This window comes from Nostoc sp., from assembly GCF_036917375.1.
In the GTDB taxonomy this organism is placed as follows: domain Bacteria; phylum Cyanobacteriota; class Cyanobacteriia; order Cyanobacteriales; family Nostocaceae; genus Nostoc.
In genome coordinates this window covers 112,683-138,667 of sequence record NZ_JBALDN010000007.1, presented here as the reverse complement: position 1 = coordinate 138,667, position 25,985 = coordinate 112,683, and the positions used below count along the sequence as shown (strand labels likewise).

Sequence of the window (25,985 nt, the reverse complement as noted above, 5' to 3'; positions counted from 1 at the left end):
ATAAGAAATCTTTGAGATGCACCACACGCTCATTTTCATTCTTGGACAATGCTTAATTTACACGACTTTCAGCCTTAACTGAACCGTATTGACTTATGAATAATCTTTCAACACCTAAAAATTCTTGGGATGCTGTTCTTTACGAAGATAAACACGCCTTTGTCTGGCAATATGGCGAAGACTTACTAAAATTACTCAACCCTCAGCCAGGAGAATCCATTTTGGATCTTGGCTGTGGTACTGGACAACTCACAGAAAAAATTGCCCAAGCTGGGGCTGAAGTAATGGGAGTTGATTATGCATCTGAGATGATTGAAAAGGCAAGACAAAACTATCCCCATATCCGTTTTGATGTTGCTGATGCTAGAAACTTTCAAGTAGATAAGCCATTGGATGCTGTATTTTCCAATGCTGTACTACATTGGGTGAAAGAAGCAGATAGCGCGATCGCTTCCATACACCAATCTCTAAAACCTGGAGGGCGTTTTGTCGCAGAATTTGGGGGTAAAGGAAATGTTTTGGCGATCGCCACAGCTTTATACAGTGCTTTAGAGTCCATTGGTATCTCTCAAGCACAAGTAGAGAATCCTTGGTATTACCCTAGCATTGGTGAATACGCTAGCCTTTTAGAATATCAAGGCTTTGATGTCATTTATGCTATCCTGTTTCCTCGCCCAACTCCCCTAGCAGAAGGAGAAGCTGGCATAGCAAACTGGATTAAAATGTTCGCCAGTCCATTCTTAGCCGGACTTTCACTTGAGCAACAAATACAAATAATTCCCGTCGTCGAGGAATATCTGAAGCCAACACTATATCAACAAGGAACTTGGACAGCAGATTATCGAAGAATTCGTATAGTTGCCATTAAACTTTAGATTGTGCCCTAATTACGAATTATGAATTACGAACTTGTGCCGAGCGAAGTCGAGGTATTACGAATTAGTATCAGTTATGCATATACCTAAATTGTGCGATCGCCAAACATCATTTTCATTACTACTAACTATTACCCTTACAGCTTTACTAGTCCCGCCCACACTAGCGCAAACCCGTTCAATACCGTCACCTTCTAGTGCGCCTTTAGAACTAGACTTATTAACCAAGCCAAAAGACTATGTAATCACAGCTAACACCATTCATCCAGACCGATTAACCGTTCCCAGCTTATGGTGGGCACAACAAAACTCTGAGACAAAGCTATTAGATAATTGGATAGCATATCCAACTTCTGGCAAAGAACCTGCACGAGTAGACTTGATCGTGAATCAGCAAATTTGGAGTTTACTAGAGTATGTAGAGCGCTACGACTTCGTAAATCGCTTGGGTAGCGCTGCACGGAACTTTGGTTACAACGTCCGGGTATTTAATTATCAAAAAGAACCCTTGGCAACCTACACCTGCAACTTTAGTATAAGTCCAGCTTTATGCAGTATCCAAACCACTATTAAGAACAAGATCGGTTTACAGCGTTTTTTGTAGCGATTGGGGAAGCAGGGGAGCAGAGGCGCAGGAGAGCAGAAATTATTCCTAATCCCCAATGCCAAATGCCCCATGCCCCATGCCCAATGCCCAATTAAACCTTAATTTTGGCGAATAAAGACTCGTATTGTTTTATTGCTGATGGAGGTAAAGGAAGCAAAAATTCACTTTTATCGAAAACTTTGCGATCGCTCTCTAACAAACTCCATAATGGTTCTTGGATATCGGAAGCGGCAATATTTGTAGAAATTGGCGAATTAGTTTTAGTCAGCACCGAAATTTGTTTAGCTGTACTTGGTTGCCAACAAAAATCAATCCATTGATCTGATAAAGTATCCTTAGTAATCCCTGCGGGACGTACCCATAAGTCCGCCCAAATTGCTGTTCCTGACTGGGGGATAACTGCGGCAAGCTGCGGATAACGTCCCAAAATAGGCAATACATCGCTTGACCAACCAACCGCTAGCCAAGTGTCTTCCATAATTAGAGGTTCCAAATAGTTATTGGAACTGTAAAACTTCACTTGTTGGTTTAATATCTGTAATTCCTTTTCCAAGTTTGGTACTTGGTCAAGATTGTCTGTATTATAAGATTTGCCTAGCTTTTTTAAGACCAAACCAATAACTTCTCGTGGTTGATTGAGTAGGGAAATACGCTGCTGCATTCCATCTCGCCACAAATCACTCCAATCTTTGGGCGTCCATCCCAATTTTTGCAGCTTGTCACGGTTATAAACAATTACCGTGCTACCCCACCTGTAAGGCGCACCCCATACCTTCCCTTGAGTATCCAAAATACCTTGGTCGTTGCGCGTTACCAGTTGTTTCCACCTTTCATCTAAAGCAGACCACTGCTTTAATTGGTTTCCCTGCACTTCTTGGAGTGGTTGAATCAATTTCTGTTGAATAGCTGCTTGTAGCCAGTAATCTCCCAATGTCACTAGGTCTGTGTCAGCGGCTTTTTGACTTTGCCTAAAGGGTATAAAACGACTCCATCCCTGCTCATCGCTGGTCTTTGGCTTCTGCTGCCAATTTTGTAATTGGTGAAATAAATCCTGTATACGCTCAACTGGAGCAAACTTTAACTGCACCCGTTGCTGCAAACCTTTTTGGAACTGATTCACCACCTGACCAGGTATAGAACCCTTTAATAACTGTACTTTTAGTTGCGTTTGCTTGTTTCCACCACAGCCAAAAAGCAGTTGTGAAAGTGCCAGTGTGCTTGTACCTAGCAAAAAAGACCGTCGATCCATTGATTTTGGATTTTGAGATTTTTGATTATACCTAATATTAAGCAGAGATTCACCAGTGGCTGACTAGCTGAGAAAGTGGATCTGGAGAATTATCGGTATTTTTTCTTGATAATATGGTTAATTTTGAATATTTGGCTCAAATTTGCGATTTTTTGCCAAATACCTAACTAAAGATTAATTTTTATCCATAAATTTACTTGGTGGTACTTATAGTGAAACCTTACTTGTATTGAGAAGTAATGATTTAAATGTCACATTTCCAGCAAAAATTATCAATACTTAAATAATCCATAAGTATCGTTAAGGTTGTGAGTAAATTGAATACCATAGAGAAAATGTACGAATAAAGGTATTAAATGGAGCTATTACAGCAGCAGATCCTGACTTTAAGCCAAAAGCTGGATGACCTGTGCCAAGTAATTGAGCAGCTTGATAGTAAAGTCACTCAAACTTTCTCAGAGTGTTCTTTAGCGAATACACAAGCAAAGGATAATTGCCAACAAAATGGTGCAGCTGGAGGCTACCAGTTTAAAGGACGTAACAATTTAAATCCAGAAATGGAACACAAGGATGTGTTGACAGATGGCATTTATCTAGACATGCATCGTCAAAGTGGAGATAATATAACACCAGAAATTCAAATACAACGACTGACAGCGCAGTTAACAGCAGCGTACAATCGCATTGCTGCTTTAGAAGAACAATTACTTAGAGAGAGAATTCATTAAATTTAACCTGAAGTTCAACGAATAAAAAAAATGGCTGGAGAGAAGGAAGTAAAGTCTTTAAGTTTAACTAATTCTGGAGTTTAAGTTGCATAGCAACTAACAAGCGGAAATTTTTGTGGCTCTTCCTCTTTTAGAGGATGTTTGAAAAGTATTATTGCTAACACCAAAACTTTCCAAACCTAACCTCCTAGCCCCCTTCCCTACAAAGAAATGGCAGGGTGGTTTCATACGAAAAAAGAAAAATACATAAGTCTTGATTTCTCGTTTTTTGTCCAGCTTTTTTCCCTCTTTCCAAACCTCCCCCCCCGTGAGGGAGAGGTTTGGAGAGGGGGCTTTAGTATACTTTGCGACTTTTCAAACATCCTCTTAGCTCGACTTTATCTAAAATTAAGAACTCGGTTTTCTTTATCCAGCAAAAACCCTGGTTTTTGGCAAATACTTTTTCCACGTCAGAGATTATCGGTAAAATCTAAAAAATAAAGCTATCGTCCCACAAAGGTTTCAGGGTTCGTTTGAGCATCCTTAAAGCTGCGCTAGCAAAGCGCTATTTTATGGTGCTTTGAACTTTACGCTAAATCCTCTTACAAAACTTAATTAAGAATTACAAATTACGTTAGCGTCGCGGGGCGTAGCCCATTACAAATTACGATTTATTTTAATGTTGATCGATGATTCTGTAAGCATATATTAAGTATCAGAAATTAATCTAGCAACTAAATCGATAAAAAACTTAAACACACTATTGTATATATATACATAATAGTGTGATATATCTACCTATACTATTTTAGTGAGTACCTCACTATGAAACCAAAAAAAAATCACCTTAAGACTGGTGTTTTTAGGGTGTTGTATAGTTCAAAAACCAAAATCTTCTTATTTATCTGCGTTTTTATCATTAGTGTTTTTGGCATTTTGTTATCAAATTGGTTGATGACAAGCCAGACAGCTTTCGCAAAGATTGACCTTTTACAACCTGCTCCGACTCAACCGTTAGGCTATTACGACTATTTCGGCAAACTGCTGAGTCCTCAAGAAGCATCACAACTAGTTGTAAATAAAGGATTTGATCCGAAAAATCCCATTTCCTATCAGCGGATAGGGGCAGTTAAAATTACTAAAGAATTAATTGCAAAAGGCGAAGATATATTCTTCAACCGGAAGATTGGTGACACATTTGGTTTGCAAGGGGTATTTGGTTTTGGACTTGGCCTTGCAACAATTTTGCCAGAATTACAGACAGCAATAGTTAAGTTGCAAGGTCAGCCGACAACGAACTTACAAATTATTCTTAAGAAGAAGATAACACTAGGTAGTCGAACTTTTCCCCAAGGAAGTGTCATTAATACAGGCTTAAAAGTGGAAAAGGGAGGGGCTTTTCCCATTGGGCTGGGAATCACACCTAAGATTGATATTAGCTGTGCTGTATGCCATATATCTCTTTCAAATAAGGGTGAACGTCTTTTAGGAGTACCTAATGGCGAAATTGCCACGCCACTGCTGATTGCTTTAGCACCAAATACAGCCGCAGGGTTTGCGCGGTTAAACTTCAACCCCCTAGATCCACAATATAAAGGTAATGGGAAAATTATTCTAGACAGTAAAGGTAATAAAGTAGAATTACCCGATCCTGAAAAGTTTGAAAAAGCTTTTGATGATGCAGTATTAGATGTACCTTTCGGTCATTTCGAGAGTTCACCGGATGGTATTAGAAACACTACTCAAATCCCCAATATCTTTACCTTTAAGGATCATCCCTATGGGGCTGACGGACAGTTTGCTGTCGGCCCTTTTGCAGGATTGAGTACTATCAACAATGGTGTTCACTCTTCGGAAATCAATCTGTCGGCAGCTGCTCAACTCAGTGCAAAAACCCTTGGTATTGATCCAGAAGTTTATATTGGTACATTTCTGCAAAACGCTGCTACTCCCAGCCTACGTTTACCAGAAGGAGTGATAGTAAAACCCTCTGAATGGCTGCGGAAGATCGCACCGAATTCTACACAAGCACAATTAGAAGACCAAATTCCTGCTCCTGGGACAGGAACTTACCCAAACCTGCGCCCTAGTTTGTTTACTTACAACGGTTTAGTTTTCAGCCCAAATACTCAAAAGCCTGGTGATATTGCTAGCGGCCCTTTCTTATTTGCTGACAATGCTATGTCTGCTTTTCAAAATAGCTTAGTACCACCTGCCAACCAGACTTCAGAAAACTGGCAAGCGTTGAACAGCAATTCTGTTAAACGTGGTGCAAAAATATTTGAGAAAGCCAATTGTGCAACTTGCCATATTCCACCTTTCTTCACTGACAACAAGATTCATCCAATTGATGAAATTCGTACTAACCCCGCTCGTGCCCAATCTCGCTTAGGGCTGAGTAATTTGTTAGTACCACCCAAGCTATACACCTTTAACACTCCTGTTCCCATACCTGCTAAGGCTGAAGTCCTGGATGTACCAACGCAGGGTATCTCTGATACTCCCACAACTCTACCCAAAGGTATTTTGCCAAAAGGCGGTTACAAAACTACTTCCTTGCGTGGTCTTTATTTAAGCGCCCCATATTTGCACGATGGTGGTGCAGCTGTAAGGGCAGGAAGCCTAAAAGTTAACTCCAACGGTAGTTTCACGGTTGTCAACAAGAGTGGCTTAGGGCTATCTGGCACTCTTAGCCAAGGTATACCTGCCGATCCTGCTAGCAGCTTGCGTGCCTTGGTCGATCGCGATCTTCGTAGTTTGGTTGTGAAAGCCAACAAAGCTAATCCTAGTTTAGTGCGTAGTAACCTTGATGGCACAGGGCATCACTTCTACGTAGATAGGCAGTCTGGGTTTAATTCCAACCAGCAAGCAGACCTGATTAATTTCTTGCTGGCACTTGATGACAATCCTGGAAGTTTTTAATCAAGCTACGGCTGATCCCATACTCTAATACCAAGTCGTCTAGCGATAAATCATGAGGGCGACTTGGTATTACTTGAAGTAAGAGTAAGATGGCAAGTATAACGCAATCTAGATCGGAAATGCACTGTAAACCTTACAGATACATACCTTTATGAGGCTACTTCTGGGAAGCTAGCGCTTGCTTTCGCTTTGTCCACCAGCCAAAACCAATAGCAATCAATAAGCCACCTACTGTGTAGGGTTCGGGAACAGGACGTGGAGTGACAACACTAAAACTTCCATAATCTACATTGCTAGAAAGCTCTGAATAACCTTCATTTAAACTACTGTAAAATACGTTAACATTGCCATTTCCGTCTTCCCCGCTTCCAGAAACCAGGTAAGAAAAACCGTTCTGGGTTAGCAGCGGCGTAGTTGTATTTAAAAGATTATCATTGGTTCCGTATGTAGTGGGTGAAAGCAGTCCGATAATTGTCTTAGTAATTCCTTGGGCTGTCCTTGTCCCAGTTATTCCTGTGATAGTGTAACTATTTTTTATCGGATCTAGATCGGTGGTTGTAAGGGTGCCGCTAGCGGAAATCGCTGTACCATTTGCTTCATAACTGGGAAAAGAGTACTGAAAATCAAATAGCTGTACAGCTTGGGCAGGAAAAGATGCACCAACAGCAGTGAGACCTATAACAGCACTGGCGGTAGCAATACCAAGATTTTTGACTAATTTCATCAGATAATTATCCTGAAAAACTAAAAGGTAAACAAAATTGTATATAGCACTCTCCAACTCGGAGAGGAACGACTTTAATCTTTAGTTCAAGGCAATACTTAGCCGTTCTAGTTGGGCTTCAATGGCTGCCAAAAGTTGGTGTTGCTGCCAATCTTGGCTAAGATGGGCGGCTATACAAGCGGCTCCAGCGCCCATACCTTCTTTTACAAAGCCCTGCTCATAAGCTCTCAGTTGGGGATAACGAGAATCAGCAAAGCTCAGATAAGTTGCTAATAAAGAAGGAGTTCCTCCACTCGGAGTTAAGCTGTTTTTTCCTAAGTTGAGAGCTAAGTCAACTGTACCGCCAGTAGAATCTTCAGCCACCCAGCGGGTTGTGCCGACAACTACTGCTTCTGGTTGCCATGATAAGGCGTAAGCTTGAGCGATCGCACTCATCAAAGCATAAACCGCCAGCATTTGCGTTCCTCCAGCCAGCATTACACCACAACTACGGCTAGCAGCGATCGCCATCCCAGCTACCACCACTTGCATCGGATCGCCTACAGCGGCTACGAGTTTTAGCGGATCTACAGAATTTTGGATTTTAGATACTTCTCTACGAGAGGCTGCGCCAACGACTTCGCTCAGTACAAGTTTTGGATTTTGGATTTGAGATTGGAAGTTTATCTCCCCCTGCTCCCCCTGCCTCCCCTGCTCCCTGCTCCCCCTCATCTTCTCCAGTCCAGCTTGCACTAGTGCCCACTTTTGCGCGTGGTTACAAACAGGATGGCTACTGTTAACTTTTCCGGCAGCATCTATACCTAAACCAGTTAATATTGCCAGAGCAGTTGTAGTACCTCCGACGACGCACTCACCGAGAATCAGATACTCCTGTTGGATATTGGCAGCTAGGCGTTCTCCCCAAAGTAGTCCTTGTTCAAACAAGTGGTGTACTGTTGTAATTTCCATCGCAGCACCTCCACTTAAACACTTAGCAGGAGCGCCACCCAAATCAATTACTGGCACGGCAGGAGCTTGGGGTAAACCAGCATTAAATAAATGAATTGGTATCTTTAGTGACTCAAATACAGCGCGAGAGATCAGCACAGGTGAAGCCCCAGCCGCCAATGGTGGTAGGGGATATTGGGCTTTATGTTCTGGGCCGTAATACAAAAACTCGGCATCAGCACAAGCAGTATATTTCCGATCCTCTGGAGTGCGACCAGCTGCTGAAATCCCTGGAATTAAACCAGTTTCAGTAAATCCTAAAACACAAGCAAATACTGGTAAACAACCACGATACCTCCGCAGCCATTGTTCACCTAGTTCTTTTTGAGTATAAATACTAATTTGGGAATTGGGCATGGAACATTGGTTATTAGTTAGGACTCATCATTTAACCAATGACAAATGACAAATGACAAATAATTTATCCTTCATAATCCATGAGAACTTGTACCCAGTGTGGTGGGCGGGGAATGGGGTTGCCCAGGCGGTCAAAAAGCAACCATGCTGCTAGGTGTACTACAAAAAGGTAGATCAGGTTGTTGAGTATAATAAGAGCGATCGCTCCCACTTGAATCAAAAATACACTGGGACTCGTCAACAAACTCAAGTTAAAAAATACCCACTCAATGAACTCAGTCACCTGGGTAATCACATAAATCCACAGGTCTTCACCCGACAAAACAGACAGCAACCACAGCCTAAAAAAGACTCCTAAAGTACCCAACAGCGTACCCAAGGTGATAGAAACAATCCAGGGAAGACGACGACGACACCACGTAGCGCCCAAAAGAACGCCCATGAACCCGTAGGGCATGACAAACAGCAAACTGCGGGCTGGCCCCATCAGTACCGTCAGCAGTAACCCAGAGGTGAGTGCTGCCATCCATGCCGCACGTTTGCCCCAACGCAGATAAACTAGAGCGATCGGCACCGGAAAAAATATCCGCAAAACTGGGCCCAAAGGAAAGTAAAAATTAATAAACCAAATTAAGCTAGCGGTACTGGCTAAAAATGCCGTTTCCACCATCCTCAAGGGCGCATCAGCTTTGATTTGAGGAGGCATTAACTGCTGTTCTTTATCTAACCAATGATTCTGAGGAGTTGGAGATTCAGAGGATGGATCTTCCTCCGGTTGATCTGGGAGAGAATCTAAAATACTCATGTCTGACAAGTTTTTAAACGATCATTCTTTCTAAGGCTGACAAATCGGGAATACAAATAGTGTCTTGATCCCGTTTAATCAAGCCTTTTTTTTCTAGCCTTGTCAATACTCGTGTCACCGTTTCCCGCGCCAGTCCGCTCAAACTACTCAATTCCCGATGAGGTAAATTGGGGATTTCGGTTCCAGTTTGCCCTTTTTTTCCCTGTCCTTCTGCCAAAAATAACAACGTATCTGCTACCCTTGACTGGCTATCAGATTCCCGCAACCGCAATCGGCGATTTACTTGCCGCAAACGTCGTGCCATTAGTTGCGCCAATCGAACTCCCGCCAAGGGTTCTATCTGAAGTAATTTGACAAAATCCTGAGCAGGCATACTACCAATTACCGTTGGGGCCAAGGTAATCACATCGGTGGATCGAGGTGCTTCATCTAGCGCCGCCATTTCACCAAACAATTCACCTTTGCCAATAATATTCAGCGTTACCTCTTTTCCTTCCAGATTGTATGTGCGGATTTTTACCCATCCGTCCATAATAAAATACACAGAACCACCCCAGTCATTTTCCAGCAGAATCACCTGATTGGCTGGGTGAGTGCGGGTAACGAGATGGGTGAGGGCTGATTCCACAGCAGTTTCTGGCAACCCTTGAAAAAAGGGAGCGGAGGCGATCATCCAGGAATTAGCCTGTGCTTGCAAGCTATATCGATCTTCCATTACGACATTTTTAATTCAAGCTGCTATGTACACACAAAAAACAGGAGCGCCATTTGTAGCCTAAGCTATCATTGCACAGCTCCCTTTCCAAGAAAAAACTAAACTATGCTACACAAGAAAGCGACAAGAAGTTTTTCTAAATAATCTTTACCTATAAGTTTAAACGGGGTAAAAGTTTTGCAAAAAGTAGTTTATAGCCTGCGGTTGGATTGCTTAGGGGCTAGCTGCACTGCAAACCTGATTAGTTATGAATATAGGCAAACAACATTAATGATACTAAAGGGAGTAAATTATTGCTCAGATATTTTAGCGATTTTCAAAAATAGGCAACTAATGACCTGCAAAATTAAGCTTTTCGAGCAAAGGCTGTCTGAAGAGGACACAAGGAGAGAGGGAGACAAGGAGATGGGGGGACAAAGAGAAACTTTTTTTCTTGTTTTCTTCGATGATTGAAGATTGCCACGACTCACAGTAATCCATAACATAATGACTAGTCACAATTCCAAGTAGCGGCTTTTGCCACTCAAAATTTTTCCTATGGTCGACGCTGCGCGTAGCAAGATCGCCATAGGGATACAGTGATTGTAAATTAATTGTCATATTCGTTGACATACATTTCTAAGTAAGGTAATCAAAGTGACTTTTAGTACAGATGAAATTCAAAAGCTGATCGCAGACATTGACAACTTACTTGCCAGTGGTGGCAAGCGCCTGTCTAGATTTCTGTCTGGTCAGGCGCAAGAGCCTAAGGAAGTTTTAGAGCGAATTCGCGACTTCTTGGTGAGGTTACAAGAAAAAGAAGCATTAGAGAGCGGTATTCCAAATCAGTCTTCTGAAGAACCGCCAACGCCCTTGGCGCAGCCATCGCCTTTGTTAACAAAATTTATCGATCGCGATTATAATCAGTATCCACTACCGCAGCCCGAACTCAGTCAGGAACCGAGTACTGTTGGCGCCGGACAATTAAGTAATGAATTTTCGAAATTGATTCAGCCGTTGCGATCGGAATTAGAATTGCTTTTGCAAGAGCGAGCCACTCTCATACAAGAAATTCGGCAACTAGAGCAAAAGCGTTTGCAAAACTACTCCTTAGCGCAGCAGTTGACAAACCAAGAGCAAATGATTACCGAGTTTTTACAGGTACTCATGAGTCGCCTTGTGCCAACTTTAACACCAATGCTTGGACAGACAAGGGAAAATTCCGCCAGTTCTTCAGGAGGAATTAATTACGCAAACTCTGCAACTCAATCTTTATTAGAATCCTCTGACGATGTGGAGCGCTTAACCCAGCTAGCTAGGGAGTTGGATCGACGCCTATTATCACTAGATGGGACGGTGAATGTAGTCTTTGAAGCACTCCAGCGCAACATTAATACTTATTACGAATCCCTGTCCCAAGCACTGGCAAGAATGCATAGCAAGGGGATGCAAGGCGAACAGCTGATGGCCAGCTTTGTCAACAATTTGACCCAGCATTTGCAACAAGAATCCCCTAGTTCGCAGTCATCTTTGCTGGGAGGAGAATCTGAGACACTACTATCATTGACTGAACCAGCCAAGATTGCTGCTGGAGTTGCGTCCCAATCCTTGGAGCTTATACAGCCAGAAACTTCATCTCCACTCGCAATTGAGCAACAGGAAACTACCCTCACGGAGGATCTAGATGCAGTGCTGTTGCAGCTTGGTGTAGACTCATCTGAATATTCCCAAACCTCGACCGAATTACCAGAAGATATTTCTGCGGCAATTGGTGATGAAGTAGACCAACTTTACGCCAGTTTGTTTGATGCTGGTGATGTTAACAATCCCAGCCTCGATGTTCCCACAAATGAATTATCTGCTTCCACAGCCTCTCCATATCCGTTGAATATCGCCCAGACCCCGCCTGTCTCTCCAATCGTGGATTCTGCGGTTGTGACACCGGATACGGGTTTTTCAATCCAAGAGACTTTAGGCGAAACCACAGATTCATCAGAGCCACAGGAAGAACTATTTTTTGAAGAAGATACTGATCTAGATTCACCTCTTAGCTTCTCTACTCCACAAATAGATAGTTTGCCACAAGTCGGCACTCAGCCAGATAGCGTTGATACAATTAATACCCTAACTGACTTATTGCCTGATGCCGATAGTGAACTGCAATTGCTGGAAGTCTCATCTTCTGTGGATAATGCCACAACTACAGCAACTGACCTATTGCCTGATGACAATAATGAACTGCAACTGTTGGAAGTCTCATCTTTTGTGGATGATGCCATAACCACAGCACCAGTGACACCAGAAGTACCAGAAATTGCGTTGGCAGAGCCTAGCGAAGATATCACCACATCAGAAGTATTAATTAACAACGATCGCTCCGAACTGTTTTCAGATAACTACATTGCTGCTTCACCCCAAGAAAACTTACTTTCTATTGAGTCAAACCAGTCTCCAGCCGTACCAGATATTTCTTTAGATGAAGAACAGTTGCAGCAATTAGATCGGGATTTGGCTAATTTCGATCGGCAGCTAAATTCGGAGTCGCAGCCAGATCGCAACTTGGATGTTTTCTCAGAACCACTTGATAACATTCAAGACACAATCGCCACAACTTCCCCTGAAAATCCCCAAATAGCAGAGAATATATCAACTGCTGCTTTCTCCAGTTTGGCAGTTCCCCAGGTAGAAACTGAAAAAAAGGAAGTCACAACTCCTGTTCCAGAAAGTTCTTTACCTCCAATTACCAACTCTATAAATAATCCAGAAGTTTCATCCAATATTCTAGAATCAGTCTGGTACTTAGGAATTGATTTAGGTACAACAGGAATTTCCGCCGCATTATTAAATCGCTCGATTTTTGTTGTACATCCTATCTACTGGTCAGCAGAAAATCCGCCGGGAACAAGTTCCTTTCAGCAATCGTTTCGTTTACCAACAGAGGTTTATCTCCCTACAGCTTCTGTACCCCACGGTGAAAACGAAACTATCGAGGCACATGAGCAGACAGCACCTGCGGCTGTTGCCCAAGATAAAGCACCCGATCGCTCGGCTACCACTTCTGGAACACCAAAATCGACAGCAGATCCGACGAAAAATAATCTCTACTCGGCGCAGTTGAAGCCTTACTTACAAGTAGCCATTCCCTACAAGAGCGAACGACAGAAATGGGAACCTGTTTTGCAATTAAACGAATTTTCGGCAGGGCCTTTGATTTGGGTTGTGCGATCGCTCTCTAAATTACTATTGACCCTCAAATCCGAAAAAACAAGTACCACCCCTAGTTTAATGGCTGCTGCTGTTGGGATCGGCCAACAAGATTTTCCCCAGATTATTAATAATATTGCTGGTGTAATTTGTACCTGTCCATCTAGCTGGTCGGAACAATACCGCTTTAACGTGCGGGAAGCTTTACTCACTAGCAAACTTATTCAACATCCGCAGCAAGTATTTTTTGTTGAAGAAGCGATCGCTAGTCTACTCCCAGAACTTGATGCTGTTAACGGCGAGCAAGTAAAACTAAGCGATGCTCAAGGTAATCATCCAGCAAAAACTAGCGAACATCCCATTGTTGGCAACACCCTTGTGATTAACATTGGAACAACTGCCACAGAAATGTTGCTGGTGAATATACCAGAAACCTTGCAGCAATTGACATACAGTGATTTCATGCTCCACAGTTTTGCTTATGCTGGCAAGGGTATTGAACAAGATATAATTTGCCAACTGCTATTGCCACCGAAATCTCGGCAATCACGCCTAGAAACACCAAGCGATCGCAAAACTACCACGAGTAATCCTTGGCAATGGCAACCCTCAATTCCCGGTTTAGACCAAATGCGTTGGCAGACTTTAGGGTTGGAAGAATTAGAACTACCTAGAGTCGGAGAACCAGATATCACCGCTCGCATTCGTCTCCAACAGCGTCTAGAAAGTTCTCTGCTAGGACAGGCGGTATTAGATGCGGCATTAGCCCTAAAGCTGATTTTGCAACACCAAGACTCTTTTACCCTGGAATTAGCCGATCAGCGGTGGGTTTTGCAGCGACGAGACTTAGAAAGCCAGGTATTTATTCCCTTTGTCCGCCGCCTGAACCGAGAACTCAACAAGTTATTGGTAGCTCGTGGCATCCCAACAGAAGCCATTAATCAAGCTATCCTGACTGGTGGAGTGGCTTGTATCGGAACGGTGAACCGCTGGTTACGGCAAAAACTTCCCAGCACTAAGATTATTCAAGATTTATATCTCGGCGAAAACGGCGCTCCTAATTGCAGTCGGGTTGCTTATGGTTTGGCGATGCTGCCTCTGCATCCCCAGATTTTAGATATACCCAGGCAACAATACACTGATTATTTCTTGTTTACAGAATTATTGCGATTGCTACCAGACCGTCCTTTATCTTTCGGTGAAGTTATCCAGTTATTTGAGGGTCGTGGGATCAATACTCGCATTTGTCAGCAACGGCTGCTGGCTTTTTTGGAAGGTGAACTGCCTTCCGGTTTGATACCTTCAGTCACAGAATCAACCTGGCTTACCCAGAGTTCGCAAGAAAATCCTGACTATCAGGCGATCGCCACAGCACCACTTTTTGAAAAACAAGGAAGTCTCACTTATCGTCCCAATTCTCAACAATTGTTATCTTTACGTCGCTATTTAGATGCAATTAAGGCTAGTAATCAGCAATCACTAGAGGAACCATATACGGTGAATTTTGCCTTAGAGGTCGATCGTTGAGACTAGTAGATCGCGCTAGAAATAAGAATACTACTCAAAATTCCAAATGCTTATAATGTAAGCATTTGGAATTTTGCAAAGTACTATTAGTACTAATACTTCAGGACAGTAATTTTTCGGTTCTGTACGATAGTAGTATCTTTGCTATTAGATGAATAAAATACCGTAAATTTACAATCTATCACTTGAATTGAAAGATTCTGTAAATTTTTGGTTTTTGGTTTTTACATCGGCTAAAATTTGTGTATATTAACACTCGGTAGTAAGGACAACAGTAGTAAAAATCGCCCAACAATCATGTCTATGTCTACACTACTAATGTAAAAATTCCTGTTATAAAACTAAGTTAGCCCTTGTGAATAATCTTTATCTTTATTCAGTTAATTGTTTGCAACAGCCTTCACACCCGTCAACTTTAAGCGTGAGAAAACGATTAATTGACATTGTTGGAGCAATTGTGGGGCTGATTGTTACATTTATGATAGCAATTCCCGTAGCAATTGCTACCTTTATTCATGAGCCAAGTCCAATATTTTATTCCCAAATTCGCTGTGGTTTAAACGGAAAAACTTTCCGCATCTGGAAATTCCGCTCCATGATAGTCGATGCTGATAAACTCAAGCATTTGGTTGAGAACCAAGCCAAAGGTCACATTTTTAAATCTGTTGACGATCCTCGCATTACTCCTGTTGGGAAATTTTTGCGGCGTACTAGCTTGGATGAATTCCCTCAATTTTGGAATGTTCTAATCGGGGACATGAGTTTAGTTGGTACTCGTCCACCTACTCCTGATGAAGTCAGCAATTACGATCCACACCACTGGGATAGATTGCGAGTCAAACCAGGCATTACTGGAGAATGGCAAGCTAATGGACGTTCCAGTATTACAGACTTTGAAACCATTGTCAAAATGGATATAGATTATCAACGCAAGTGGTCTGTAACTTATGACCTGAGTCTAATTATTAAAACTATCTGGGTAGTCTTGAAAAAGACTGGGGCTTATTAAATTAGGGTATTGGGCATTGGGCACTAATTATTTCTCCCTCATCTCCCTCATCTACCACTTTCTTGTTCTGACTTCTGAATTCTTTTTTCAACCCTTAACGCCGCTACCTGTTTCTGTAGGTACAATGTAACGTTGTAAAAACAAAAATAGTAATAATACTGGAGCGATCGCAATCACTGAGCCAGCAGCTACCAACCGCCAGTCAAGAGAAAATGTACCTGCTAGCTTGGCGACTCCCAAAGGAAGAGTGTATAAATTTTCGTCTTGGATGACAATTAAAGGCCACAAAAAGTCACTCCAAGCACCAATAAATACAAAAATAGCTAAAGTTACCAGTGCTGGGCGAACTGCTGGTAACATAATATGCCACCATAATCCTAACTCCGAGCTGCCATCCATCCGGGCGGCTTCTTCTATTTCTTTGGGGACACTCATGAAAGCTTGGCGTAGTAGAAAAATACCAAAAGCAGAAGCTAAACTCGGAAAAATCATCCCTAAATAAGTATTTCTCAAACCCATCTGGACTGTCAAAATATAGAGGGGAATCATCACGATTTGGAAGGGAATCATAATCGTAGAGACGATCGCTACAAAAATCCAGTCTCGCCCTATAAACGACAATCTTGCCAACGGATAAGCAGCTAAAGCGCAAAACAGCAGATTTAAGCCCACAGTCAGTACTGATACCAAAGTACTGTTATACAGGTATTGTCCAAAAGGTAGAGAGTTCCACACACTAGAGAAGTTATTTAGTGTCGGTTGACTGGGTAGCAACTGTGGCGGCGACTGAAAAATATTTTCCGTCGGCGATTTCAAGGATGTGCTAATTAGCCATAGTAAAGGAAAGAGCATCAAAAGTGCGATCGCTCCCAATAGCGCATACATTAGCAGAATCTGCGATCGTGATTTTTTCCAGTTCAGCATTTGATTTTGCAAATTTTATTTTGTAATTCAACAGGAATGTAAACACTCACGCTAGTTACTGTTTATTTTGAAAAATATTTAAGGTATATCTAGCTCTAGTTTTAAGAATATTTAATTGGTCAACCTGGGCCAATAATCTGTCTAAGGTTTCAGTTTTGTCATCTGACAAATCATTGTCAGAATTTTTAACTAATAATTCCTGTAATTGTATCTGAGCTTTAGGAGATAAATAACTTTCTGCCAAAGCTTGCAACTCATCTAGATTTAAACCAATCAATAATTCCGAATCTACAGATAAGTTAGTTAGCTGTTGATAAGTTTCTAAATCTAACAGTACTCCAACTTTTTTCCCCTCTGCGTTAGTGACATACTGAACTGAGTCAGACATGGCTTTACTTAAGAATTTGCTTAATTTTATTCTAATCTATTATTAAAAATGTGCTTAAATAAATTCACCTAATTCTATTATAGAATTTTTCACATATTAATATAATTAAATCTCTTCAATTTATGAACTCCCTAATCCTTCCAAAAAATCAAAGAAGTCGTTGATGAGTTTTGCGTCATATTCTTTTACATCACTCCATGTTTGACTGTTGTGAATGATATCTTGTGCTTCGAGAAGACAAATACCCAAAGCATTTTTTAAAATTACAATTGATTCGGCTTTTGAATAATTACTCAATCTTAAAAACTTAATAACAGATTCTCTTTCGACGGATTCGGCCAACATTTTGTTCAAATTTTCAGTTAGTTCATTATCGTTATTCATAGTTTTTCTCCAATTTATAAAAGGCATTATGTTGCACAAATTAAATATTTATCATATTTAGGAGCCATTAGTTTCAGAAAAACTATCTACAGCAGTCATACAACTATTTATTAAACCAAGATTACTAACTTTTAAAATAAGTGGGTAATCTTGGTATTTCACTTTTTACTAACTAGATTAATTGGTAGAAAGTCCGATGTTGTACACACAGCTTTCAAAAGTTCATCTTACAGTTTGAAGCCAATTCACAGTAGTTAATCTTCAACTGCTACATAAGGTTGTGGTTCCCGCGAACGTTGGGCAATTTGTTCTCGCCGGTACTTTGCAAGTTCGCTGTAAAGCCTCTTGCGAGAGAGATTCACACTTCCAACAGGCTCATGCTCTAGCAGTGTATGCCAAGGGGAAAACAATATACCTTCATCTAAGCGTTTGCGTTCTTCAAAGTCAAATTTCTGACTGGGAATGCGGACAGTTGCAACTTTAATAAACGGTGAATCTGCTTCTTGCCATTCCTGAATGTGGTCTTCAATCGGCGTTTTGTCATCATCTACATAAAACTGAATTAGGAAGTCAAAAGAAGCTTCTCTACCTTCTTCCGTCAAATATTTTACCAGTGTTTCTCGGAGGTAATTTTCTGATTCTGGAAGTGTTTCTGGTGGCTGTTCAGGCTGTTGAGATTTGACAGATAATTTTACAATCCGCTCACCAAATTTAAACGGAGCCATGCTCCAATATTGAATCAAAAGTGGATTTCCTACCTTTTTGCTACCAATTTTTTGCAAGATAGCAAAGGCATAACCAAGTTCTTCTAGCCGTTCTGGGCTAAGTTTTCCACTACCTGCTTGGGAAAGATCGGCGTAATCACGAACGTCTTTAGTCAAGAAAATAGGATAATTGTTAAGTATAAAATCTTGGGTTTTTTCTTCATCATCCAGGACTTTTTGCCCGTCCACATTCATCACCTTAATGGCGATACCGCGAACATCAGGCTGGCTATCGGAGTTGAATTGACCACGCTTTTGAGGCGAACCACCGCTAGAGAACCGAATCCACGCAGGATAGGTTTGGGGCGTTTTGAACAAGCCTACTCTCAGGTCTTCAGAAAGATTAGGTTCAATAATAAACTCTCCCCAAAGCAGTCCATGACTTTTGCTATGAATTTGACGGAGGTCTGGGCCGTTTTTTTGTTGAGCTTGGAGGCTCGTTGCGATAATATCGTCGATTATTGCTTCTTGCTCAGTGGTAGATGACATTGGGTTAGTCATAAAATATTTCATGAGATGTCTTCATTATCCTGAATCCTTCAACCTTTTCGAGTCAATCCGGTTTCCGTACAAATAGCTTGTAGTGGTTTATCCCAAGGTTCAATCGGTATTTGGGACAAATAGGCAAAATCAAAGACAATTCCGATAGTTGGCTTTGTCTGCCACTGCGGTAAACTGAGCAAGCGATCGTAATATCCCCCGCCATAACCCAAACGATATCCTTGATAGTCGCAAGCTACACTGGGTACGAGAATCAAATCTACTTCCGCAGCATCTAAGATTGGAGCGTCGGGGTGTGGTTCAGTAATGCCATAGGGGCCGCTTTGGACAGAATCATTCGGTGTCCAAATATGCCAACATAAGGATTTCTCAACGCAGCGAGGAAATCCCCAACGGTATTTGGTGTTTGTAAATAGGGGACTGAGGTCAGGTTCTTGGCGAAAGCTGAAATAAGCGAGTATTGTTTTTGCTTGGGTAAACAAAGTAGAGTTTTGTAAATGAGAGTTAATGCGATCGCTTTTATCTCTCCATTCTCCAACAGACATTGATTGACGTGTTTTGAGTAGAGTGCGGCGCAGTTCTACTTTATTTAGCTGATGATTAACTTTGTCCATAAAAATAGTCAAAAAAATAAGCTGGGCATCACCCAGCTTGTATCGCTTTACATTTACCAAAACATTGTTATGCAGCGTGTTGACGATACCACTCAATGGTATTCTTTAGCCCTTCTTCAAAGCTTACCTGAGCCGTGAAATTAAAGGCTTGCTTGGCCCGTTCAGTATCTAAACAGCGGCGGGGTTGACCATTAGGCTTATCAGTTTGCCACACAATTTCCCCCTTAAACTCCATCAATTTGCAGATTAGAGTTACTAAATCAAGAATGGAGATTTCATAACCAGTTCCCAAGTTAACTGGTTCCGATTCGTTATAGAATTGAGTCCCCATCACAATCCCCCGCGCTGCATCTTCTGAATAGAGAAACTCACGGGTAGGACTGCCATCACCCCAAACTGCAAGTTGCTTTTCTGCATTAATTTGGGCTTCGTGAACTTTGCGAACTAATGCTGGAATGACGTGAGAACTTCCAGGGTCAAAGTTATCTTCTGGACCATATAAATTTACTGGCAGTAGGTAAATCCCATTAAAACCGTACTGCTGACGGTAAGATTGCAATTGAACTAAAAGTGCTTTTTTTGCAATTCCGTAAGGGGCATTAGTTTCCTCTGGGTAGCCATTCCAAAGATCGTCTTCTTTGAATGGCACTGGAGTGAATTTAGGATATGCACAGATTGTGCCAACACAAACGAATTTTTCTACTCCAGCTTGGTAAGCAGCATGAATTAGCTGGGTTCCCATGATCAAGTTATCGTAGAATAGCTCTGCGGGTTTTTCGCGGTTCAAACCGATACCACCGACATGAGCTGCTAGATGTATGATTATGTCTTGCTGGTCAACTGCAAATTGGCTATTTTCCCAAACACGCAAATCGCGATCGCGCGATCGCGGTATTGTAATTTTCTCGCGATCGGCTCCTGCTTTACACAGTTGATCTATCACCTGACGGCCTAGAAACCCCGACCCACCAGTGACTAGAATGCGTTTATTTTTTAGTTCTAAGGCGGTCATATTTTATCCTCTGTGATGCCGAATCAGAAGTGCAAAGCGCCCAGTGTTTGACGAATAGTCGCAATATCATCTGGAAATTGCGAACCTTTTCCATTGGGTGAAGTATGACCCAATGCTTGTAAGTCTGCTTCTACCATTAGGGAAACTAGTTCTTCAAAGGTTACTGATGGTGCCCAGCCCAAATTCTGCCGTGCTTTGGTAGAATCGCCAATCAACAACTCTACCTCAGATGGACGCAGGTAACGCTCATCAAACTCTACATAATCTTGCCAATTAAGATTCACATAACTAAATGCCAGTTCCAAAAACTCTCGTACCGAGTGGGTTTCACCAGTAGCAATTACGTAATCGTCTGGCTGGTCTTTCTGCAACATCAACCACATTGCTTTGACGTAATCCTTCGCATAGCCCCAATCTCGCTTGGCATCTAGATTACCCATGTAAATCTTTTTCTGCTTCCCAGCAACAATACTAGCCACCGCTCTAGTAATTTTGCGGGTTACAAAGGTTTCACCCCGCCGTGGTGACTCGTGGTTAAAAAGTATACCGTTACAAGCAAATAAATTATAAGATTCACGATAATTTACAGTTTGCCAGTGAGCGTAAACTTTCGCACAGGCATAGGGACTGCGGGGATAAAAGGGCGTTGTCTCAGTTTGAGGTATTGCTTGTACTAAACCGTACATTTCTGAAGAACCCGCCTGGTAAAATCGCACCTGAATTCCGGTACGATGCTGGTAGTCTCGAATAGCTTCCAACAGACGCAATGTCCCCATTCCGACTGCATCTACTGTATATTCTGGTGAATCAAAGCTGACTCTGACGTGGGATTGAGCGCCGAGGTTGTAAATTTCTACTGGCTTTACTTCTTCTAAAATACGTCGTAACGTTGTACCATCCGTCAAGTCGCCGTAGTGAAGAAACAACCGTACTCCCTCTTTGTGGGGATCTTCGTAAATATGATCGATACGGTCTGTGTTGAAGGTTGAAGTCCGGCGAATGATGCCATGAACTTCATAACCTTGTTCCAACAAAAACTCACTTAGATATGAACCATCTTGTCCAGTAATACCAGTAATCAACGCTCGCTTCTGTTGCGTCATACTCAATTATCCCTTATTGTCTTTGATTAAAAATTTACAGCCAATCTTATACAACCTAGCAACTAATTGCTGAATTGCCTAATGGGAAACCTACGAGTTCTTGTTGTTATGAGACTTTTTCCGTAAATAAATATACTTAAGAAAAAGTAATTTAGCACGTAAATCCAGCATTAGATAGCTCAAAATTATTTAATGAATTATGTATATTTTCTTTTACCAGATAGATCAATATTTTTTATGTATGTTGTTTTTTGCCAAAACTTCATATCTCTCTAGTTTTATGAAGACTCAATAAAATAGCAATTTTAAATTAGACTTCTGGCAAAAGTGCCAAAAAGCCACACTCACAGAAGTCTCAATTAAGTAGAAAAGCACAAATTATAGAAACAAAAATGAGCAATCCTTTAGTTTGAGGGGAAAATTATACTTAGGGGCATTAACTGCCCCACAGAATCTACCCTAAGTAGTTACTCAGTATGCGCCGTTATTTTTGGGTAGAATTACCACATCAACAGTTTTCAAGATGATCCATAAATCAAGCCAGAAATTTCTAAATTTGACATAATGCAGGTCTATTTGCACTCTCCGAGGATAGGGAATGTCATTACGCCCAGATACCTGCCACAAACCAGTAATTCCTGGACGGATTGTTAAAATATCGTCAATGTGAGAACCGTATTTTGGCAGTTCTTCTGCTACCAAAGGTCGTGGACCGACTACACTCATGTCCCCTTTTAAAACGTTCCAGAACTGGGGAAATTCGTCTAAGCTAGTAATTCGCAAAAATCGACCAATTTTGGTAATCCGGGGGTCTTGTTTCAGCTTAAAACTGCTCTCAAATTCTTGTCGCAATTCAGGCGATGTTTCCATCATTTGCATGAGGATTTCGTCTGCATTGCTTACCATTGTTCGGAATTTAATACAATTAAACGCTTTGTAATTTTTCCCTACCCGTTCCTGGACATAAAAAATTGGGCCTTCTGAGCTAAAGGCAATCAGCAAGGTCAAAATTAAGTAGACGGGGAAGAACAAAATTAATACCGACAGCGAAAACACTATATCGAACAGTCGTTTGGCAAACTCTCCGTTTAAACCCTGAAAAGATAAACCTTTGGGCTTAACTTTTGGCGTCTTTGTTTTTTGACCGCGTTTTAAGAAACGCGTAGACGATCTAGTGTCTTGCCTAACGCCTCGCTTGCCGGAGAGGAGTGAGCTCTGGGCAGTCATCATACTCCTTAATAATCCACACCACACATAGTCCCAATATTAAAGCCAAAATGAGATGCTTCTGGGGAAAATTGCCAAAAGCCTAAAAAAATCAGACGTTAATCAAGACCATCATTGCAAAAATGGTCTTTTTTCGTTGCACTTGTTTACAAAATCTAGATAACGATCTGCAAAGATTTGCGGTGAAAACTGCGCGGCGTGCGATCGCATATACTCGGAATTGAACGAACCCTCATACATTTCAAACTTTTCTACTGCCTCCACCAAAGCCGCCTCTGTTTGCGTCTTGAAAAATATACCTGTCCCTGTATCCGCACCAGAGCGAATATCTCGCACTGTTTCTAAAGCACCCCCTGCACCATAAGCAATTACTGGCGTGCCGCAGGCTTGTGCTTCCACTAGGGCAATACCAAAATCTTCACAAGCTGCATACACAAACGCCTTAGCCTTAGACATATATTTTTTTACCACATTATCGGGTTGCCAGCCGAGTATTTGGATATTTGAGTTTGCCATCTCGCGAATCTTGTTCATTTCATCTCCTGTACCAATGACTACTAATGGTCGTTTTAGTTGATTAAAAGCCTTGACAATCAACGATATTTGCTTGTAACTCACTAACCGGGAAACTGTCAGGTAAAAGTCCTCTTTCTCAGATAGAAACGGAAATTCTGCAATATTCACTGGTGGATAAATGACTGTTGCTTCTCGCCGATAGCAACGCCAAATCCGCCGAGCTGTATGCTGTGAGTTGGCAATGAAATAATCAACGCGATTGGCACTCAATACATCCCACTGGCGTAAACGATGTAATAAATATCGCGTCACCCAGCCAGGTAAACCACTACCCAGTTTGCTGTGGCGCAGATAATCAAAGGTCAAGTCCCAGGCATAGCGCATAGGGCTGTGACAGTAGCAAATATGCATCTGTTCGGGAGTGGTAAGGATTCCTTTGGCAACAGCATGGGATGAAGACAGAATGACATCATAATGCCGCAAATCAAGTTGTTCAATTGCCAAAGGCCACAAAGGTAAGTATTTTTGTATACCGTTGCAGGCATAGGGAAAGTTCTGGAGAAACGTCTTGCCAATTTGACGCTTGTATAAATAACTTTCTCTATTGCTGGATTCAAAATCTATGAGAGCATACAAATCAGCATCAATGTGATTCAAGATTTCTCGGACAACGAGTTCTGAACCACCTGTGGCTTTGGGTGTCAGCCACTCATGAACCAGAGCATATTTCAAGGGCACAGCTAACTTGAATAAGTGGAAAATACAAAGGCTAACTTGATGACGTTAACTGAAAAGTTTCCCCTTGTGATTAATTAATGGGAAGCGCCCCAGATTAGCACATAAGACGGAATCTTTCTCTAAGAGGTTCCAGATGCATGCGGCAACCTGATAATCTCAGATTGGGAATGGGGCATTGGACATTGGGGAGGCAGTGCGGTCTTCTCCCTTGGCGCTAGCCTCTCCCTTTGGGAGAAGGGGAGACGCCAAGGGCGATGGGGTCTCCCCAAGTGGAGCAACTGCTGTCATTGGGGATGAGTTATTCTCCTTGTCCTTTTTGTTTCCCTAGTTCCAAGTCCTTACTCCCTTGATGACAACTGATATAGAAAGGGTGAATTTATGCGAATTCTGATTATGGGTGGTACTCGGTTCATTGGTGTTTATTTGACTCAACTACTAGTGGAACAAGGACACGAGGTGGTGCTGTTCAATCGCGGGAATCGTCCAGCACCTTCTTTACAGGGAGTAGGACAAATTATAGGCGATCGCACAGATGCTACTCAATTAAAAGCAAAATTATCACAAGAAAACTTTGATGTCATTTTTGACAATAACGGGCGAGAACTTACTGATACTCAACCACTAGCAGAAATTTTTCAAGACCGAGTGCAACATTTTGTGTATATGAGTTCTGCGGGTGTGTATCTCAAATCCGATCAATTGCCCCATGTAGAAGGTGATCCGGTAGATCCCAAAAGTCGCCATAAAGGTAAACATGAAACAGAAGCTTACCTGACTCAATTAGGATTACCTTTTACTTCTATTCGTCCTACTTATATTTACGGGCCGCGTAATTATAATGAGTTAGAAGGCTGGTTTTTTGACAGAATTGTACGCGATCGTCCCATTCCCATCCCCGGAAATGGCTTGCATATCACACAGCTAGGTCATGTCAAAGATTTGGCAAAAGCTTTGACCCAAGTTTTGGGCAATAAACAAGCCATAGGGCAGATTTATAATATCTCAGGCGATCGCTTTGTCACTTTCGATGGTTTAGCCCGTGCTAGCGCTGTTGCGGCTGGTAAATCACCTGATGCTATCAAAATTGTCCATTACGACCCGAAAAAGTTTGATTTCGGCAAACGCAAAGCTTTTCCGATGCGAGTGCAGCATTTCTTTGCTTCGGTGAATAAAGCGCAAACAGAATTAAACTGGCATCCTGAATATGATTTGATTTCTGGGTTACAAGATTCTCTGGAAAATGATTATTTGGCTAATGCGAAGGACAAAGCTGATGTTGATTTCTCTGTAGATGAGGAAATTTTACAAGCTTTGTAAGTAAAAATTTTTAAGGGTAGACAGCGATATGCCCCTCGCATCTTCATAACTCATCAGGGTTAACACGTAACTCTCGCAGTTGTGCTGCTAATCTGTTAGCACGTTGACTTTCTCGCTCTAGTTTTTCTAGGGGCGTGGGAAGCCAATTCTCACTTGCATCATACCAACGTAGCCATAACCGCTCAATTCCTTGGTAAGAACCTTGCCAAAGCCCTAAGCCCAGTTCTAAACCTGGCATCCACACCCGTTGGGTACTCAAGTCCAATTCGTTGTAACGATCTGCAACTAATTGGAATACTTGGAGTTTGTCAGTGTAACGATCAAAAACAATGTAGTAAGGAACTCGCAAAATCCGCTCATAAACTTCCCATTTGGTCGGCGGTTGGTTAATTTCCCGCAGAGTTTGTCCTAAGTCTTCTTTTTCAGTGCCGGGAGAAAGCAATTCTACCACTACAAAAGGAGCGACCCCTTCTTGCCAGATAACATAACTCAGACGCAAGTTTTGCTGTTCGTAGAGACGCGAAACTCCCACAGCAGCAAACCAGTCTGGGCGTTTGTACCATAGTGTATGGCGAAGGTCATAGTAAAGGTTTAAGTCACTGGCAACAAATACCTCCTCTGCTGGATAGTTAGGTGGACAGAAGGTTTCGCGCAGAAGTTGGGGCTGAAAAAGGTGAAATTCGTCAGGCAAACCAGAGTCCTCTGGGTATTCACTGGGAAGATCGTACATTGTTGGTAGGGTTTCTTTTGGAGGACGAGGCGGGTCTGTTTGGTACATAAGGGGAATCCTGACCGACTAATTTTAAGTTAACGGATCGCGATAAAAGTTT

General features: G+C 41.9%; 22 protein-coding genes. 7 read left to right on the top strand and 15 right to left on the bottom strand.

What is annotated here, in order from left to right; translation table 11 throughout:
* The first annotated feature begins 95 nt into the window (after positions 1-95).
* Both V7K45_RS02610 and V7K45_RS02605 read left to right on the top strand, forming a co-directional pair.
* Positions 96-875: a class I SAM-dependent methyltransferase gene (locus V7K45_RS02610; RefSeq protein ID WP_335000083.1), complete on the top strand. Its 780-nt coding sequence runs from the start codon at positions 96-98 to the stop codon at positions 873-875.
* A 76-nt stretch (positions 876-951) separates the two neighbouring features.
* Positions 952-1,479 (top strand): hypothetical protein, encoded by a 528-nt coding sequence (locus V7K45_RS02605; RefSeq protein ID WP_335000081.1) that lies wholly within the window; start codon positions 952-954, stop codon positions 1,477-1,479.
* Positions 1,480-1,573: 94 nt separating this feature from the next.
* Here the strand turns inward: V7K45_RS02605 and V7K45_RS02600 are convergent, their stop codons facing one another.
* Positions 1,574-2,731 (bottom strand): extracellular solute-binding protein, encoded by a 1,158-nt coding sequence (locus V7K45_RS02600; RefSeq protein WP_335000079.1) that lies wholly within the window; start codon positions 2,729-2,731, stop codon positions 1,574-1,576.
* Between the two features lie 356 nt (positions 2,732-3,087).
* On the opposite strand from V7K45_RS02600, the gene V7K45_RS02595 reads away from it, so the two are divergent.
* Positions 3,088-3,459 carry a hypothetical protein gene (locus V7K45_RS02595; protein WP_322735780.1) on the top strand — a complete coding sequence of 124 codons (372 nt, stop codon included), beginning with the start codon at positions 3,088-3,090 and terminating at the stop codon, positions 3,457-3,459.
* A 933-nt stretch (positions 3,460-4,392) separates the two neighbouring features.
* Complete coding sequence (locus tag V7K45_RS02590; RefSeq protein ID WP_335000076.1) at positions 4,393-6,360, top strand: di-heme oxidoredictase family protein; 1,968 nt, start codon at positions 4,393-4,395, stop codon at positions 6,358-6,360.
* 157 nt (positions 6,361-6,517) lie between these two features.
* Here V7K45_RS02590 and V7K45_RS02585 read toward each other — a convergent pair whose 3' ends face one another.
* The 4 genes from V7K45_RS02585 to V7K45_RS02570 form a co-directional block, all read right to left on the bottom strand.
* The gene (locus tag V7K45_RS02585) at positions 6,518-7,084 is read right to left on the bottom strand and encodes a PEP-CTERM sorting domain-containing protein (protein ID WP_335000074.1); all 567 of its coding nucleotides are present in this window, start codon (positions 7,082-7,084) and stop codon (positions 6,518-6,520) included.
* Between the two features lie 81 nt (positions 7,085-7,165).
* Positions 7,166-8,428, bottom strand: a complete 1,263-nt coding sequence (locus tag V7K45_RS02580) for a nicotinate-nucleotide--dimethylbenzimidazole phosphoribosyltransferase (RefSeq protein WP_335000072.1) — start codon at positions 8,426-8,428, stop codon at positions 7,166-7,168.
* A gap of 64 nt (positions 8,429-8,492) precedes the next feature.
* The gene (locus V7K45_RS02575) at positions 8,493-9,233 is read right to left on the bottom strand and encodes a DUF2232 domain-containing protein (protein WP_335000070.1); all 741 of its coding nucleotides are present in this window, start codon (positions 9,231-9,233) and stop codon (positions 8,493-8,495) included.
* 13 nt (positions 9,234-9,246) lie between these two features.
* The gene (locus V7K45_RS02570; RefSeq protein WP_094349203.1) at positions 9,247-9,948 is read right to left on the bottom strand and encodes a Crp/Fnr family transcriptional regulator; all 702 of its coding nucleotides are present in this window, start codon (positions 9,946-9,948) and stop codon (positions 9,247-9,249) included.
* A gap of 636 nt (positions 9,949-10,584) precedes the next feature.
* Here V7K45_RS02570 and V7K45_RS02565 point away from each other — a divergent pair.
* Both V7K45_RS02565 and V7K45_RS02560 read left to right on the top strand, forming a co-directional pair.
* Entirely contained in the window at positions 10,585-14,658 is a 4,074-nt protein-coding gene (locus V7K45_RS02565) for a hypothetical protein (protein ID WP_335000068.1), read from the top strand.
* A gap of 355 nt (positions 14,659-15,013) precedes the next feature.
* Positions 15,014-15,667: a sugar transferase gene (locus V7K45_RS02560; protein WP_335000066.1), complete on the top strand. Its 654-nt coding sequence runs from the start codon at positions 15,014-15,016 to the stop codon at positions 15,665-15,667.
* A gap of 87 nt (positions 15,668-15,754) precedes the next feature.
* On the opposite strand, the gene V7K45_RS02555 is transcribed toward V7K45_RS02560, so the two are convergent.
* From V7K45_RS02555 to V7K45_RS02515, 9 genes are all read right to left on the bottom strand, one after another.
* Positions 15,755-16,591 (bottom strand): carbohydrate ABC transporter permease, encoded by an 837-nt coding sequence (locus tag V7K45_RS02555; RefSeq protein WP_335000064.1) that lies wholly within the window; start codon positions 16,589-16,591, stop codon positions 15,755-15,757.
* Between the two features lie 55 nt (positions 16,592-16,646).
* A complete protein-coding gene (locus V7K45_RS02550) occupies positions 16,647-16,979 on the bottom strand; it encodes a hypothetical protein (RefSeq protein ID WP_334901011.1) in 333 nt (110 codons plus the stop codon).
* A gap of 120 nt (positions 16,980-17,099) precedes the next feature.
* Positions 17,100-17,363 (bottom strand): hypothetical protein, encoded by a 264-nt coding sequence (locus V7K45_RS02545; protein ID WP_335000062.1) that lies wholly within the window; start codon positions 17,361-17,363, stop codon positions 17,100-17,102.
* A gap of 254 nt (positions 17,364-17,617) precedes the next feature.
* Positions 17,618-18,628: a catalase family protein gene (locus V7K45_RS02540; RefSeq protein WP_335000060.1), complete on the bottom strand. Its 1,011-nt coding sequence runs from the start codon at positions 18,626-18,628 to the stop codon at positions 17,618-17,620.
* Positions 18,629-18,666: 38 nt separating this feature from the next.
* Positions 18,667-19,242 (bottom strand): 5-formyltetrahydrofolate cyclo-ligase, encoded by a 576-nt coding sequence (locus tag V7K45_RS02535; protein WP_335000058.1) that lies wholly within the window; start codon positions 19,240-19,242, stop codon positions 18,667-18,669.
* Positions 19,243-19,309: 67 nt separating this feature from the next.
* Entirely contained in the window at positions 19,310-20,254 is a 945-nt protein-coding gene (locus V7K45_RS02530; protein WP_335000056.1) for a GDP-L-fucose synthase family protein, read from the bottom strand.
* A 23-nt stretch (positions 20,255-20,277) separates the two neighbouring features.
* Entirely contained in the window at positions 20,278-21,357 is a 1,080-nt protein-coding gene (gene gmd / locus V7K45_RS02525; RefSeq protein ID WP_335000054.1) for a GDP-mannose 4,6-dehydratase, read from the bottom strand.
* Between the two features lie 471 nt (positions 21,358-21,828).
* Complete coding sequence (locus V7K45_RS02520; RefSeq protein ID WP_335000089.1) at positions 21,829-22,584, bottom strand: sugar transferase; 756 nt, start codon at positions 22,582-22,584, stop codon at positions 21,829-21,831.
* Positions 22,585-22,695: 111 nt separating this feature from the next.
* Positions 22,696-23,838 (bottom strand): glycosyltransferase, encoded by a 1,143-nt coding sequence (locus V7K45_RS02515; RefSeq protein WP_335000052.1) that lies wholly within the window; start codon positions 23,836-23,838, stop codon positions 22,696-22,698.
* Between the two features lie 378 nt (positions 23,839-24,216).
* Here V7K45_RS02515 and V7K45_RS02510 point away from each other — a divergent pair, with 378 nt between their 5' ends.
* Positions 24,217-25,155, top strand: a complete 939-nt coding sequence (locus tag V7K45_RS02510) for an NAD-dependent epimerase/dehydratase family protein (protein ID WP_335000050.1) — start codon at positions 24,217-24,219, stop codon at positions 25,153-25,155.
* A gap of 43 nt (positions 25,156-25,198) precedes the next feature.
* On the opposite strand, the gene V7K45_RS02505 is transcribed toward V7K45_RS02510, so the two are convergent.
* Positions 25,199-25,933, bottom strand: a complete 735-nt coding sequence (locus V7K45_RS02505; RefSeq protein WP_335000048.1) for a Uma2 family endonuclease — start codon at positions 25,931-25,933, stop codon at positions 25,199-25,201.
* Between the last annotated feature and the right edge of the window lie 52 nt (positions 25,934-25,985).